This is a genomic window from Pseudomonas sp. Mb7, from assembly GCF_054790525.1.
This window is the reverse complement of record NZ_CP186501.1, coordinates 3,246,846-3,260,750: the sequence shown is the minus strand read 5'-3', so window position 1 is coordinate 3,260,750 and position 13,905 is coordinate 3,246,846. Positions and strand designations below refer to the sequence as shown.

Below are 13,905 nucleotides of genomic sequence, written 5' to 3'. Positions count from 1 at the left end.
CCTCATTGTTTCAGCTTCGCCTGCCGCTTGCGACGAGCTTCCGGAGCCCAGTCAAGGGCGCCCACTCGGAACAGGTAGACAAGACCTGCCAACAGAATTGCTATGAAAACGAGAGCTTCGACGAATCCGGTCCAGCCGCTTTCGCGGACGGACACAGACCATGCAAAGAGAAAGAGGGCTTCGATATCGAAGATCACGAAGAGCATCGCGACCAGATAGAATTTGGCTGAGAGCCGCAAGCGGGCGCCACCGGTAGGTAGCATGCCCGACTCGAACGGTTCGTTTTTGCTGCGACCCCAGGCTTTTGACCCGAGGAGGCTGGAGACGCCAAGCATGAAGGCACACAGGCCGACGACACCCAGAAGGAAAATGGCAAAGCCCCAATTGTGGGCCATGAGTCCTGTCGCTTCGGGCATGCTGGTAATCCTTAACAGAGAGCAAAGGTCTCTGAGCTTGATAAAGAAATAGGCAGTGACGATATGTCGCAGCAATCAATCGCGCTGATTTTATGGCTAAACACCCTGCAAGTAAAATTCCTATAGCGAAATTATTTATTGGAATAAGGACATAGCGCATCTCCAATGCCCTGCAGCCCATGCGTTGCGGGCATTAGGCGGGTTTATGCAAATAATGTTTTGTAGGGAATGTAACGAACATAGTTGTGGCTAAATGATAATTAATATCGTTTGAGGGTGTTTTGTAACTGTTTAACGGGATGTCAGTCGGGAAGTTGTCTTACTTGCACGTTACTGCAATTAGCGACGGCGCCCGTTTTAGCGGATTTTTCTGACGGTTGTACCGCTCTGGATCAATGTTTTCTCCGAACGACACCGATCCCTGTAGGAGTGAGCCTGCTCGCGATGGCGGTGGGTCAGTCACCGTATGCGCAAGCTGACACACCGCTATCGCGAGCAGGCTCACTCCTACAGGGATTTGTGGTGTTCATTAAATCGGGGCAAAAAAAACGCCCCGAACCAGTCGGGGCGTCAGTTTTGCGGCTCTGCGGTTAGCTTTCTATACGATCCGCAAAGGCCGTTTGCTCAGCGAAGCAGGATCAGTGGAACTGTTCTTCTTCAGTCGAACCGGTCAGTGCGGTTACCGAGGACGAGCCACCTTGAATCACAGTGGTCATGTCGTCGAAGTAGCCGGTGCCCACTTCCTGCTGGTGAGCCACGAAGGTGTAACCCTTGGCGGCGTCAGCGAATTCCTGCTCCTGCAGCTTCACGTAGGCAGTCATGTCGTTGCGGGCGTAGTCGTGCGCCAGGTTGAACATGCTGTGCCACATGTTGTGAATGCCGGCCAGGGTGATGAACTGGTGCTTATAACCCATGGCGGACAGTTCGCGCTGGAATTTGGCGATGGTCGCGTCGTCCAGGTTTTTCTTCCAGTTGAAGGACGGCGAGCAGTTGTACGACAGCAGTTGGTCCGGGTATTCCTTTTTGATCGCTTCAGCGAAACGACGAGCCTCGTCCAGATCCGGCTTGGCAGTTTCGCACCAGATCAGGTCGGCGTACGGCGCATAAGCCAGGCCACGGGCGATGGCTTGATCGAGGCCGGCGCGAACCTTGTAGAAGCCTTCCTGAGTGCGCTCGCCAGTTACGAACGGCTGGTCGTACGGGTCGCAGTCGGAAGTCAGCAGGTCAGCAGCGTTAGCGTCGGTACGGGCCAGGATGATGGTCGGAGTACCGGCAACGTCGGCAGCCAGACGTGCAGCGGTCAGCTTCTGTACGGCTTCCTGAGTCGGAACCAGTACTTTGCCGCCCATGTGACCGCACTTCTTCACGGAAGCCAGTTGGTCTTCGAAGTGAACGCCAGCGGCGCCTGCTTCGATCATGCTCTTCATCAGCTCATAGGCGTTCAGTACGCCGCCGAAACCGGCTTCAGCGTCAGCCACGATCGGCGCGAAGTAGTCGATGTAGCCGTCGTCGCCCGGGTTCTTGCCGGCTTTCCACTGGATCTGGTCAGCACGACGGAACGAGTTGTTGATGCGCTTGACCACGGTTGGAACCGAATCCACCGGGTACAGCGACTGATCCGGGTACATGGATTCTGCGGAGTTGTTGTCCGCAGCCACTTGCCAGCCCGACAGGTAGATCGCCTGGATACCGGCTTTGACCTGTTGAACAGCCTGGCCGCCAGTCAAAGCGCCCATGCAGTTGACGAAATCTTTCTCAGGACGGAAGGAAGGCTTGGCACCCTGGGTGACCAGGTTCCACAGCTTGTCGGCGCCCATTTTTGCAAAGGTGTGCTCAGGTTGAACCGAGCCACGCAGACGGACGACGTCAGCAGCGGAGTAAGTGCGAGTCACGCCTTTCCAGCGCGGGTTTTCAGCCCAGTCTTTTTCGAGGGCTGCAATTTGCTGTTCGCGTGTCAGTGCCATGGAGATAAACCTCGTCGCGTCTTTATGAAAAGTTGTTCTGCGGTGGAAAATTCCTGCGCTCGCTGACCAGAAGCTTAGGTGGTCAAGTCGGATTCGGCGGGGTAGGCGACGGGATGAACGATAGGCTCGAGGGGAAGTGAGCAGGTAGTGGCGGACTGCGGGCGCATTCGGGCGTCGTGGGCCTTTATACGGTCTACAGTGTGAAGCCGGGTTACCTAATTACGCTTCCGTCCCTCGGGACAACTTCGTTCCAGTCGGCAACCTCGTCAAACACACCTTGTGGGCGGTACAGACACGAAGCGGTTCGCGGGGTAGGTGCGAACATCGCTTCGAAGGCCCTTGCCAGGGCCTCTGATTAGCGGGAGCGAGGCCATCATGCCTTCGCTTTTTTACCCCGTCAAACGTTTTGTAGTGCTTTTTTTCAAGCACTACATCTTTCGTCTAATACGACTAATCAGTCAGTTTTCGGTGCTTTAGTCCAGGGCGTCGACTTTCACCCGCAAGGTCATGTCATCCCGGCCTTGAGTCGAGTAGCTGCGGGTCAGGCCCTGTTTGTCGGCCTGGGTCTGGCGATTGACGCCGGCGAGGGTGATCCACTCGCCGAGGCGCCCGCTGACAGTTGTGTCGGTGCTTTGCACGTTCACTACATCGGGACGTTCCTGGCTCATGCGGTCACGGTTGGTACTGATCGCCAAGTGAACGATGTCGCCGGTGACGCTGGCGGTGACATAGAAACCCTGGGTGACGTTGCGGTATTGCGTCTGGCTGTTGTAACCGCCGTAGGAATCGCTCTGAACATTGGTGATCGGAACGCTCTGGCCAACCTGAATCAGCGCCGGCATGCCATCGGTGGCCTGAACTTGCTGGACGCCGCCCTCACGGCTGGCGGTGCTGCGGCTGATGATGCGGGTCTGGTTTGGTTGAGAGCCGTTGACTGAATAGCCTTCGTCCCCACGGCCATTGTTTTCGTTGGTGTCGACGGTGATCAGTAGACGCTTGGGCGCAGTGTCGAGTTGGGTGATCAGCGCCTTGAGTTCCTGAATCTTGTCCGGCTCGGCCTTGATGATCAGTTGGTTGCCATAGGCGCTGACCTGACCGTCCTTGCCGAGGAAGTCTTGCGCCATCGGCAGCATGTCAGTGCTGGTGCGGTAATTGAGAGGCACGATTTCTGTGGCTGCCATCACCGAAAAACTGCAACCGAGCAGCAGGGTGGTGAGCAGGGTGCGTAGGGACATGTCCGTTATCTCCGCTTTCGAAAGGCTTGATATTGCCAGTTTGTCGGCCTTGGGTGGGGCAAGTTGAATCGTAGACAGCAAAACGCCCCGGCATCGGTTGATGTCGGGGCGTAATCGTTCCCACGCAGAGCGTGGGAATGATCAGGGCAGAGCTCAGGCCGAATGCCGAACCATGTCGACATGCGGAATCCCGGCTTCGAGGAATTCCTCGCTGACCAAGCTGAAGCCTAAGCGCTCATAGAACGCGGTGGCCTGAACCTGCGCGCTGAGCATTTGCTGCTTCAATCCACGTTCTTCAGCTTCAGCAATCACCGCTTGCATCAGCGCATCACCGACTTTCATGCCGCGCCAGTCTTTCAGCACTGAAACCCGGCCAATGTGCCCATCAGGCAACAGGCGCGCAGTACCAATCGGAAAGTCGCCTTCAAATGCCAGAAAATGCACGGCGGTCGCGTCATCCGCGTCCCATTCCAGCTCAGGTGGCACCGATTGTTCGGCGATGAACACCGTTTCACGAATGCGCCGGATCTCGGCGATGTCCTTCTGCCAGTCTGCGACACGAACGCGAATTTTATTCATCAGCGAACCCCAGGCTCCCTTGCTTGACCAACTGGCACAGCAGGCCGCAAGCGTCTTCGTCGTTCAGCCACTCACCGAGGTTGTCAGTGTGCAGGGCGTCAGCGGCGCAGATCAGCTTCAACAGTTCGCGTAGCTTGCCCGGCAGGTAACGGCTCTGGCCGCTGGCGAACAGCAGCAGGTCGTCATCGACTTCCGACCAGGCCAGGCGCGCACTCGGGTTGCGGATCAGAATGGCGCCATCCTGTAGGGCGGCGAGGAAGTCTTCTTCTTCGATTTCTTCCGGGCCGGCCACCAGTTCCGGATAGCGTGGCTCGGTCATGTACTGGCCGAACCAGGTCAGCAGCAGGCGTTCGTCGCTCATGTGCTCGGCGAGCAGGGCTTTCAGGCGATCCAGTGCATCGTGTTGAATCTGGTGTGGATCGCTGGCCGGCTGCGCATCGGCATCGGTGTAGCGCTCTTCGTCAGTCAGGAACTGGCTGAGGAAGTCGGTGAAGTGAGTCAGCACTTCGGAAGCGCTTGGTGCGCGGAAACCGACCGAGTAGGTCATGCAGTTATCGACCGCGACGCCACAGTGAGCCAGGCGCGGTGGCAGGTAGAGCATGTCGCCCGGTTCCAGTACCCATTCTTCGGTCTCGTGGAATTCAGCGAGGATGCGCAGGTCCGCGTGTTGCAGCAGCGGGCTCTCGGAATCGCACATCTGGCCGATTTTCCAGTTGCGCTTGCCGTGGCCTTGCAGCAGGAATACGTCGTAGTTGTCGAAGTGCGGACCAACGCTGCCACCCGGGGCGGCGAAGCTGATCATCACGTCATCGACCCGCCAGCTCGGCAGGAAACGGAAGTTTTCCAGCAGTTCGCTGACTTCCGGGACGAATTGGTCGACCGCTTGAACCAGCAGGGTCCACTCTTTTTCCGGCAGCTTGCTGAATTCGTCTTCAGCGAACGGGCCGCGACGCAGTTCCCATGGGCGCTCGCCATGCTCGATCACCAGGCGCGATTCGACTTCTTCTTCCAGGGCCAGGCCGGCCAGTTCGTCGGCGTCGATCGGGCTTTCGAAGTCAGGAATCGCCTGACGGATCAACAGTGGCTTTTTCTGCCAGTAGTCGCGCAGGAATTCGCGTGCTGTGAGGCCGCCCAGAAGTTGAAGAGGAATATCGGAATTCATATGTAACCTATTGAAAAAAAGCACTTTTCAGACGGGAATAAAAACGCCCGGCGCGGCCGGGCGTCTCAAACGGATCAAGCGGTCGATCAGATGCGTTTGGCTTGCGCTACAGCGTTGCCGATGTAGTTGGCCGGAGTCAGTTGCTTGAGCTCGGCTTTCGCTTGCGCTGGCATGTCCAGGCCGTCGATGAAAGTCTGCAACGCTTCAGGGCTGATGCCCTTGCCGCGGGTCAGTTCTTTCAGCTTCTCGTACGGGTTTTCGATGTTGTAGCGGCGCATCACGGTCTGGATCGGCTCAGCCAATACTTCCCAGCAAGCGTCGAGGTCAGCGGCAATCTTCTGCTCGTTGAGCTCCAGTTTGCTGATGCCTTTGAGGCTGGCTTCGTAGGCGATCACGCTGTGGGCGAAGCCGACACCGAGATTACGCAGTACGGTGGAGTCGGTCAGGTCGCGCTGCCAGCGGGAAATCGGCAGTTTGCTCGCCAGGTGCTGGAACAGTGCGTTGGCGATGCCCAGGTTGCCTTCGGAGTTTTCGAAGTCGATCGGGTTGACCTTGTGCGGCATGGTCGACGAACCGATTTCGCCAGCGATGGTGCGCTGCTTGAAATAACCCAGGGAGATGTAGCCCCAGATGTCACGGTCGAAGTCGATCAGGATGGTATTGAAGCGCGCAATTGCGTCGAACAGCTCGGCGATGTAGTCGTGCGGTTCGATCTGCGTGGTGTACGGGTTGAAGCCCAGGCCCAGCTCGTCTTCGATGAAGGCGCGGGCGTTGGCTTCCCAGTCGATCTGCGGGTAGGCCGACAGGTGGGCGTTGTAGTTGCCGACAGCGCCGTTGATCTTGCCCAGCAGCGGCACGGCAGCGACTTGAGCGATCTGACGCTCGAGACGGTAAACCACGTTCGCCAGCTCTTTACCAAGAGTGGTTGGCGAGGCTGGTTGACCGTGGGTGCGCGACAGCATCGGCACGTCAGCGAAACGGATGGCCAGTTCGCGGATGGCGTTGGCGGTCTGGCGCATCAGCGGCAGCATCACGTCGTCACGGCCTTCGCGCAGCATCAGGGCGTGGGACAGGTTGTTGATGTCTTCGCTGGTGCAGGCAAAGTGGATGAACTCGCTGACCTTGGCCAGCTCCGGCAGCTTGGCCGCCTGCTCTTTGAGCAGGTATTCGATCGCTTTGACGTCGTGGTTGGTGGTGCGCTCGATCTCTTTGACGCGCTCGGCGTGCTCCAGCGAGAAGTTTTCAGCCAGTTCATTGAGAGCGGCGTTGGCCTCGGCGGAGAAGGCTGGTACTTCAGGAATGCCAGCGTGGGCGGCCAGGCGCTGGAGCCAGCGTACTTCAACCAGAACTCGGGCACGGATCAGGCCGTACTCGCTGAAAATCGGGCGCAGGGCCTGGGTTTTGCCGGCGTAGCGGCCGTCAACAGGGGAAACCGCAGTGAGCGAAGAAAGCTGCATGGGGTGTTCTCGGACAGTCGGGCAACGAAATGGGGCGCGTATCATACATGAAAAAATCCGCCGGTCCGTTGCCAACTGACCGGCGTATTACGCGTTACAGACTACAAAGCTTTTATTGCAGGGCGATTTACTCGCTGCGCATCAACGGATACAGCTCTTTGAGCAGCTTGCGCCGGCTGATCACCAACTGCCAGCGATGGCCGCCGAGCTGCCGCCACAGGCGCGCCGAACGAATGCCGGCAAGCAACAGAGCGCGAATTTTCGAGGCATTGCTCGGCTGCTGCAGATTGCGCATGTCGCCATGCACCTGAATGCGTTGGCGCAAGGTGCTCAGGGTGTCCTGGTACAGCGCGCCGCAAGCCGCGACCACGTTTTCGTGGGCCGGGCCGAAATGCTCGACCTGCGACTGGATCTGCGGCAAGCGCTTGCCGATGATGTCGAGCATGTCGTTGCGCTTGGCCAGTTGACGTTCCAGGCCGAGCATCGACAGGGCATAACGCAGTGGCTCGCGCTGCAATGTGCTTGGGTCGCGCTCGAGGGCGCCGATCAGTGCACGGTAACCTTCGCGCAAATTGATGTCGTCGCCGCCGTACACGTCCAGCGTGTCCTTCGGGTCGCGCACGAGCAGGCTGCCGAGCATGCAGCTCAGGCCGGCTTCGTTGGTCTGGCCGGTCTTGGCGATCCGGTCGACCAGCACGGCGGCGAGAAACACGCCGCCGAGCGCCGTCAGTTGCTCCTGAGTCGGGCTCATGCCTGGCCGCTCCACGGCTCGGCCACTTCGATCACGCCGCCGCCGAGGCAGATTTCACCGTCGTAGAACACCACCGATTGACCCGGCGTCACCGCGCGTTGCGGCTCGTCGAACATGGCGCGGTAGCCACTGGCGGTTTTTTCCAGGGTGCAGGTCTGGTCGCTCTGGCGATAACGCACTTTCGCGGTCAGGCGCAGCGGCTGGCTCAGGTCGATCGGGTTGACCCAATAGATTTCCGAAGCGAGCAGGGCGCTGGAAAACAGCCACGGATGGTTGTTGCCCTGGCCGACGATCAGTTCGTTGGTGTCGAGATCCTTGCGCAGCACGTACCACGGCTCATCGCCGGCGTCTTTCAAACCACCAATGCCAAGGCCTTGGCGCTGACCGATGGTGTGGTACATCAAGCCGTGATGACGGCCGATGACTTCGCCTTCGGTGGTCTTAATCTCGCCCGGTTGCGCTGGCAGGTATTGCTTGAGGAAATCGCTGAAGCGACGCTCGCCGATGAAGCAGATCCCGGTGGAATCCTTCTTCTTGGCGGTGGCCAGCTCGTATTTCTCGGCAATGGCGCGCACTTCCGGCTTTTCCAGTTCGCCGACCGGGAACAGGGTCTTGGCAATCTGTTCGCCGCCAACGGCGTGCAGGAAATAGCTCTGATCCTTGTTCGGATCGAGGCCTTTGAGCAGTTCGGTACGACCATCAATGTCGCGGCGGCGCACGTAGTGGCCGGTGGCAATCAGGTCGGCGCCGAGCATCATGGCGTAGTCGAGGAACGCCTTGAACTTGATCTCGCGGTTACACAGGATGTCCGGGTTCGGCGTACGGCCGGCCTTGTATTCGGCCAGGAAGTGCTCGAACACGTTGTCCCAGTATTCAGCAGCGAAGTTGGCGGTGTGCAGCTTGATGCCGATCTTGTCGCAGACAGCCTGAGCATCCGCCAGGTCGTCCATGGCGGTGCAGTATTCCGTTCCGTCGTCTTCTTCCCAGTTCTTCATGAACAGGCCTTCCACCTCGTAACCCTGCTCGATCAGCAGGAGAGCGGAAACGGAAGAGTCCACGCCGCCGGACATGCCGACAATGACGCGCTTCTTGGATGTGTCAGAAGGGGCTGGATCACGCATAGGGATTCAATGAGTGTCTTGAAAAAGGACGCGATTCTAGCAGGCTCGCGGCCTCAAGGCTAAAGAGAAGGGCGGATCAGTTCGAGGCTGAAGTGATGGCCGGCCAGATAATCGTCGATGCAACGGATGATCAGCTCGCTGCGCCAGTTATCGTGCTGGGCGATTAATTCGTCGCGGGTCAGCCACTTGGCGCCGACGATGCCGTCGTCGAGTTGGTAATCGGGGTGGTGTTGCACGGCTTTGGCGCTGAAGCACACGCGCTGGTAGGTCACACCATTGCTCGGTGCGGTGTACAGGTAAATGCCGATCACGCCGGTAGGTTCGACGTCCCAGCCGGTTTCTTCGAGGGTTTCGCGCACGGCGGCGTCGATCAGGGTTTCGTCCGGGTCGAGATGGCCGGCGGGCTGGTTGAGCACGTTACGCCCGGCCTTGTGTTCCTCGACCATCAGGAAGCGGCCGTTGTCCTCGACGATGGTGGCGACGGTGATGTGGGGGAGCCATTCCATACGGTGTCCTCGTTTCTGAATATTGGAACCCGATCCCTGTGGGAGCTGGCTTGCCAGCGATGGCGGCCTATCATTCAGCATTGAAGGTGACTGATCCACCGCTATCGCTGGCAAGCCAGCTCCCACAGGGTTTTGTGGTGGTCATAAAGCCCGGAAACACAAACCCCGGCACAGGGCCGGGGTTCGTTTACAGCGCTACAACCTTAAACCAGCGCAGCAATCGCCGCGTTGAGGGTTGCGCTTGGGCGCATGGCCTTGCTGATCAGCTCGGCATTGGCGTGGTAGTAACCGCCGATGTCGACTGGCTTGCCCTGAACGGCGTTGAGCTCGGCAACGATGGTTGCTTCGTTCTCGGTCAGAGTCTTGGCCAGAGTCGCGAACTGCGCTTGCAGTGCAGCGTCTTCAGTCTGGGCAGCCAGGGCCTGAGCCCAGTACATCGCCAGATAGAAGTGGCTGCCGCGGTTGTCGATGTTGCCGACTTTGCGCGATGGCGACTTGTTGTTGTCGAGGAACTGGCCGGTGGCCTGATCCAGGGTTTTCGACAGCACCAGGGCTTTCGGGTTGTTGTAGTTCACGCCCAGGTGCTCAAGGGAGGCTGCCAGAGCGAGGAACTCGCCCAGCGAATCCCAGCGCAGGAAGTTCTCTTCAACCAGTTGCTGCACGTGCTTCGGTGCCGAACCGCCGGCGCCGGTTTCGAACAGGCCACCGCCGTTCATCAGCGGCACGATCGACAGCATCTTGGCGCTGGTGCCCAGTTCCATGATCGGGAACAGGTCGGTCAGGTAGTCGCGCAGTACGTTGCCGGTCACCGAAATGGTGTCCTTGCCTTCGCGGGTGCGCTGCAGGGTGTACTTCATGGCGTCGACCGGCGCCATGATCTGGATGTCCAGACCGGTGGTGTCGTGATCTTTCAGGTAAGCCTGAACTTTCTCGATCACTACGCCATCGTGAGCGCGCATCGGGTCCAGCCAGAAGATCGCTGGAGTGCTGCTCGCGCGAGCGCGGTTGACGGCCAGTTTGACCCAGTCCTGGATCGGCGCGTCTTTGGTCTGGCACATGCGGAAGATGTCGCCGGCTTCAACAGCCTGTTCCATCAGCAGGTTGCCCTTGCTGTCGGTGACGCGAACCACGCCGTCAGCCTTGATCTGGAAAGTCTTGTCGTGCGAGCCGTACTCTTCGGCTTTCTTCGCCATCAGGCCAACGTTTGGCACGCTGCCCATGGTGGTTGGGTCGAAAGCGCCATTGGCTTTGCAATCTTCGATCACAGCCTGGTAGATGGTCGCGTAGCAACGATCCGGGATCACCGCCTTGGTGTCGTGCAGCTGACCGTCGGTGCCCCACATCTTGCCGGAGTCACGGATCATCGCTGGCATCGAGGCGTCGACGATAACGTCGCTCGGCACGTGCAGGTTGGTGATGCCTTTGTCGGAGTTGACCATCGCCAGCGATGGACGAGCAGCGTAGACCGCGGCCATGTCAGCTTCGATCTGAGCTTGCTGCTCGGCCGGCAGGGCCTTGATGCGCGCGTACAGATCGCCGATGCCGTTGTTCAGGTTGAAGCCGATCTCGGCCAGCACGTCAGCGTGCTTGGTCAGGGCGTCTTTATAGAACTCGGCAACGATCTGGCCGAACATGATCGGGTCGGAGACCTTCATCATGGTTGCTTTCAAGTGAACCGAAAGCAGCACGCCTTGGGCCTTGGCGCTTTCGATTTCAGCAGCGATGAACGCGCGCAGGGCGTTTTTGCTCATTACGGCGCAGTCGAGGATCTCGCCGGCCTGAACGGTGGTTTTTTCTTTCAGAACGGTAGCGGTACCGTCTTTGGCGATCAGCTCGATCTTCACGGCGTCAGCGGCGTCGATCAGGGCAGCTTTTTCGCTGCCGTAGAAATCGCCGGTGCTCATGTGAGCGACGTGGGATTTGGAGTCTTTGGCCCAGGCGCCCATTTTGTGCGGGTGCTTGCGCGCGTAGTTCTTCACCGACAGCGGTGCGCGACGGTCGGAGTTGCCTTCACGCAGTACCGGGTTCACGGCGCTGCCCTTGACCTTGTCGTAACGCGCCTTGGCGTCTTTGTCGGCGTCGCTGGTCACGGTTTCCGGATAGTCCGGCAGGTTGTAACCCTGAGCTTGCAGCTCTTTGATCGCGGCTTGCAGCTGTGGCACCGAAGCGCTGATGTTCGGCAGCTTGATGATGTTGGCTTCAGGCGTAACGGCCAGGTCGCCCAGTTCGGCGAGGTGGTCGGCTACGGCTTTGTCGCCCAGTTGCTCGGGGAAGCTGGCCAGAATACGTGCTGCAAGAGAGATATCGCGGGTTTCCACGGCGATATCGGCCGAGGCGGTGTAAGCCTCGATGATCGGCAGCAGGGAATAGGTGGCGAGGGCTGGAGCTTCGTCGGTGAAGGTATAGATGATCTTCGAGCGGGTGGGCATATTCGGATTAACTCTCTCTTCTTTGCTAAAGCGTGCGCAGAAACTCGAGGGGCGCCGGGTAAGCGCGTTCGTTCAAAGTCATCCATGAACCGAATGTCGAGATTCTTCGCGGTGATGTTGGGTGCATCAGTAGAGCGTCAAGCAGTCGGACTGCGGTAACAACCCGACCAATCAGGCGGAAAGTCTCGTGCTAGAGAGGCCAGCCGTCGTGACCCTGTGGTCAGCGGGCGGCATTATACATAGGTAGCTGGCAATCTGCCGATGGTTCATATGCAACGATTCTCGTCCATTGGTCTAAAGGTCGCAGGGCGGGGTGGGGCGTAGAGTCGTCGCGAATGCTTGAGTTTGGCGCTTTTCCCTTTGCTTTCAGGCTTGTACGAAACGAGATGTAGCCGCGCCACGAACAGAGGGTTTGCGTGTTGATTTAACTGGGTTACGCTCGAACCAAGCCAGATGTTCAATCCAAACAATGGAGTTCAGCATGGGTTACAAGAAGATTCAGGTTCCAGCCGTCGGCGACAAAATCACCGTCAATGCAGACCATTCTCTCAATGTTCCTGATAACCCGATCATCCCCTTCATCGAAGGTGACGGCATTGGTGTCGACATCAGCCCGGTGATGATCAAGGTTGTCGATGCTGCAGTTCAAAAGGCATACGGCGGTAAACGCAAGATTTCCTGGATGGAAGTCTACGCCGGGGAAAAAGCCACTCAGGTTTACGATCAGGACACCTGGTTGCCTCAGGAAACTCTCGATGCCGTCAAGGATTACGTGGTTTCCATCAAAGGCCCGCTGACCACCCCGGTCGGTGGCGGCATCCGCTCGCTGAACGTGGCCCTGCGTCAGCAACTCGACCTGTACGTCTGCCTGCGCCCGGTGCGCTGGTTCGAAGGCGTACCAAGCCCGGTGAAAAAGCCCGGCGACGTCGACATGACCATTTTTCGCGAGAACTCCGAAGACATCTATGCGGGCATTGAGTGGAAGGCCGGTTCGCCGGAAGCCACCAAGGTCATCAAATTCCTTAAAGAAGAAATGGGCGTCACCAAGATCCGTTTCGACGAAAACTGCGGCATCGGCGTCAAGCCGGTTTCGCTGGAAGGCACCAAGCGTCTGGCGCGCAAGGCCCTGCAATATGTGGTCGATAACGACCGCGATTCGCTGACCATCGTGCACAAAGGCAACATCATGAAGTTCACCGAAGGTGCCTTCAAAGAGTGGGCCTACGAAGTGGCCGCTGAAGAATTCGGCGCGACCCTGCTCGACGGCGGACCGTGGATGCAGTTCAAAAACCCGAAAACCGGCAAGAACGTTGTGGTCAAAGATGCCATCGCCGACGCCATGCTCCAGCAGATCCTGCTGCGCCCGGCCGAATACGATGTGATCGCGACCCTCAACCTCAACGGCGACTACCTCTCCGACGCCCTGGCGGCGGAAGTGGGCGGTATCGGTATTGCACCGGGCGCCAACCTGTCCGACACCGTGGCGATGTTCGAAGCGACCCACGGTACTGCGCCGAAGTATGCCGGCAAGGATCAGGTCAACCCGGGTTCGCTGATTCTCTCTGCAGAGATGATGCTGCGCCACATGGGCTGGACCGAAGCGGCGGATCTGATCATCAAGGGCACCAACGGTGCTATTTCGGCCAAGACTGTGACCTATGACTTTGAGCGTCTGATGGACGGAGCCAAATTGGTTTCGTCTTCGGGTTTCGGCGATGCGCTGATTTCGCATATGTAAAACGCGGGCACATAAAAACCACCTGACTCTTCATTGAGTCAGGCGGTTTTTTATTGCTTGGGATATTCAGGTGAAGATCAGTCAGCTCACGCTTTGGCAGTTGCGGCGGCAGCAGCAGCGGCAGCGCCAAAAGCAGCACTCTCAGCGGGGCTGGATGGTTCAATGATGACGTTTGTGATTTTTAGGGCATGCAGCCCCTTGGGGCCTTGAACAATCTCAAAACTCACCAGTTGTCCGGCCTTTAGCGTTTTATACCCCTCCATCTCAATAGCGGAGTAGTGCGCAAAGAAATCAATCTCTTTTCCGTCTTCATCGCGGCCTTCGCGGGCGTCGGTATTGATAAAGCCGAATCCCTTGGCATTGTTGAACCATTTCACCTTGCCGACAGCCATGCTCAAATCCCTCTGCAACAGACTCCATCGCTGGAGTATCATCCAATTCATCCGCAATCTAATCCGTTAAAAGGATTGACTCCGCGGATCTTTTTTACCCACTGTGGGCTCTATTGGTTGTAACACCGTTTTCCCGATAGTCAAGGTGACCGGGC

Annotated in this window: 12 protein-coding genes; 1 reads left to right on the top strand and 11 read right to left on the bottom strand. The window is 58.3% G+C overall.

Annotation, left to right across the window (positions count from 1 at the left end):
* Window positions 1-2 precede the first annotated feature (2 nt).
* The 10 genes from ACOYXH_RS14675 to ACOYXH_RS14630 form a co-directional block, all read right to left on the bottom strand.
* Window positions 3-416: an NADH-quinone oxidoreductase subunit A gene (locus ACOYXH_RS14675; RefSeq protein WP_003223812.1), complete on the bottom strand. Its 414-nt coding sequence runs from the start codon at window positions 414-416 to the stop codon at window positions 3-5.
* A 638-nt stretch (window positions 417-1,054) separates the two neighbouring features.
* Window positions 1,055-2,380: an isocitrate lyase gene (gene aceA / locus ACOYXH_RS14670; protein WP_007920195.1), complete on the bottom strand. Its 1,326-nt coding sequence runs from the start codon at window positions 2,378-2,380 to the stop codon at window positions 1,055-1,057.
* Between the two features lie 473 nt (window positions 2,381-2,853).
* On the bottom strand, window positions 2,854-3,615 hold the full coding sequence (locus ACOYXH_RS14665) for a secretin N-terminal domain-containing protein (RefSeq protein ID WP_095048076.1): 762 nt from the start codon (window positions 3,613-3,615) through the stop codon (window positions 2,854-2,856).
* A 153-nt stretch (window positions 3,616-3,768) separates the two neighbouring features.
* The gene (locus ACOYXH_RS14660; RefSeq protein WP_034155132.1) at window positions 3,769-4,194 is read right to left on the bottom strand and encodes a GNAT family N-acetyltransferase; all 426 of its coding nucleotides are present in this window, start codon (window positions 4,192-4,194) and stop codon (window positions 3,769-3,771) included.
* Window positions 4,187-5,356: a ribosomal protein uL16 3-hydroxylase gene (locus tag ACOYXH_RS14655; protein ID WP_095124496.1), complete on the bottom strand. Its 1,170-nt coding sequence runs from the start codon at window positions 5,354-5,356 to the stop codon at window positions 4,187-4,189. Before ACOYXH_RS14655 ends, ACOYXH_RS14660 begins: the two co-directional genes overlap by 8 nt.
* Window positions 5,357-5,442: 86 nt before the next feature.
* On the bottom strand, window positions 5,443-6,813 hold the full coding sequence (gene purB, locus ACOYXH_RS14650) for an adenylosuccinate lyase (RefSeq protein WP_460409725.1): 1,371 nt from the start codon (window positions 6,811-6,813) through the stop codon (window positions 5,443-5,445).
* A gap of 127 nt (window positions 6,814-6,940) precedes the next feature.
* Window positions 6,941-7,564, bottom strand: a complete 624-nt coding sequence (hflD, locus tag ACOYXH_RS14645; RefSeq protein WP_095048074.1) for a high frequency lysogenization protein HflD — start codon at window positions 7,562-7,564, stop codon at window positions 6,941-6,943.
* Entirely contained in the window at window positions 7,561-8,685 is a 1,125-nt protein-coding gene (mnmA, locus tag ACOYXH_RS14640) for a tRNA 2-thiouridine(34) synthase MnmA (RefSeq protein WP_258708467.1), read from the bottom strand. Before mnmA ends, hflD begins: the two co-directional genes overlap by 4 nt.
* Before the next feature lie 59 nt (window positions 8,686-8,744).
* Complete coding sequence (locus tag ACOYXH_RS14635) at window positions 8,745-9,191, bottom strand: NUDIX hydrolase (protein WP_258708466.1); 447 nt, start codon at window positions 9,189-9,191, stop codon at window positions 8,745-8,747.
* 203 nt (window positions 9,192-9,394) lie between these two features.
* Window positions 9,395-11,620, bottom strand: coding sequence for an NADP-dependent isocitrate dehydrogenase (locus tag ACOYXH_RS14630; RefSeq protein ID WP_095124498.1), 2,226 nt, complete (start codon window positions 11,618-11,620; stop codon window positions 9,395-9,397).
* A 481-nt stretch (window positions 11,621-12,101) separates the two neighbouring features.
* Between ACOYXH_RS14630 and icd the strand changes: the two genes are divergently transcribed.
* Window positions 12,102-13,358 carry an NADP-dependent isocitrate dehydrogenase gene (icd, locus tag ACOYXH_RS14625; RefSeq protein WP_007920207.1) on the top strand — a complete coding sequence of 419 codons (1,257 nt, stop codon included), beginning with the start codon at window positions 12,102-12,104 and terminating at the stop codon, window positions 13,356-13,358.
* A gap of 86 nt (window positions 13,359-13,444) precedes the next feature.
* Here the strand turns inward: icd and ACOYXH_RS14620 are convergent, their stop codons facing one another.
* Complete coding sequence (locus tag ACOYXH_RS14620; RefSeq protein ID WP_095124702.1) at window positions 13,445-13,750, bottom strand: cold shock domain-containing protein; 306 nt, start codon at window positions 13,748-13,750, stop codon at window positions 13,445-13,447.
* Window positions 13,751-13,905: the final 155 nt, after the last annotated feature.

What these genes read in the sequence shown, in the direction of transcription:
- ACOYXH_RS14675 (WP_003223812.1), bottom strand. Translation starts at nt 416, where the DNA reads ATGCCCGAAGCGACAGGACTCATGGCCCACAATTGGGGCTTTGCCATT.
- aceA (WP_007920195.1), bottom strand. Translation starts at nt 2,380, where the DNA reads ATGGCACTGACACGCGAACAGCAAATTGCAGCCCTCGAAAAAGACTGG.
- ACOYXH_RS14665 (WP_095048076.1), bottom strand. Translation starts at nt 3,615, where the DNA reads ATGTCCCTACGCACCCTGCTCACCACCCTGCTGCTCGGTTGCAGTTTT.
- ACOYXH_RS14660 (WP_034155132.1), bottom strand. Translation starts at nt 4,194, where the DNA reads ATGAATAAAATTCGCGTTCGTGTCGCAGACTGGCAGAAGGACATCGCC.
- ACOYXH_RS14655 (WP_095124496.1), bottom strand. Translation starts at nt 5,356, where the DNA reads ATGAATTCCGATATTCCTCTTCAACTTCTGGGCGGCCTCACAGCACGC.
- purB (WP_460409725.1), bottom strand. Translation starts at nt 6,813, where the DNA reads ATGCAGCTTTCTTCGCTCACTGCGGTTTCCCCTGTTGACGGCCGCTAC.
- hflD (WP_095048074.1), bottom strand. Translation starts at nt 7,564, where the DNA reads ATGAGCCCGACTCAGGAGCAACTGACGGCGCTCGGCGGCGTGTTTCTC.
- mnmA (WP_258708467.1), bottom strand. Translation starts at nt 8,685, where the DNA reads ATGCGTGATCCAGCCCCTTCTGACACATCCAAGAAGCGCGTCATTGTC.
- ACOYXH_RS14635 (WP_258708466.1), bottom strand. Translation starts at nt 9,191, where the DNA reads ATGGAATGGCTCCCCCACATCACCGTCGCCACCATCGTCGAGGACAAC.
- ACOYXH_RS14630 (WP_095124498.1), bottom strand. Translation starts at nt 11,620, where the DNA reads ATGCCCACCCGCTCGAAGATCATCTATACCTTCACCGACGAAGCTCCA.
- icd (WP_007920207.1), top strand. Translation starts at nt 12,102, where the DNA reads ATGGGTTACAAGAAGATTCAGGTTCCAGCCGTCGGCGACAAAATCACC.
- ACOYXH_RS14620 (WP_095124702.1), bottom strand. Translation starts at nt 13,750, where the DNA reads ATGGCTGTCGGCAAGGTGAAATGGTTCAACAATGCCAAGGGATTCGGC.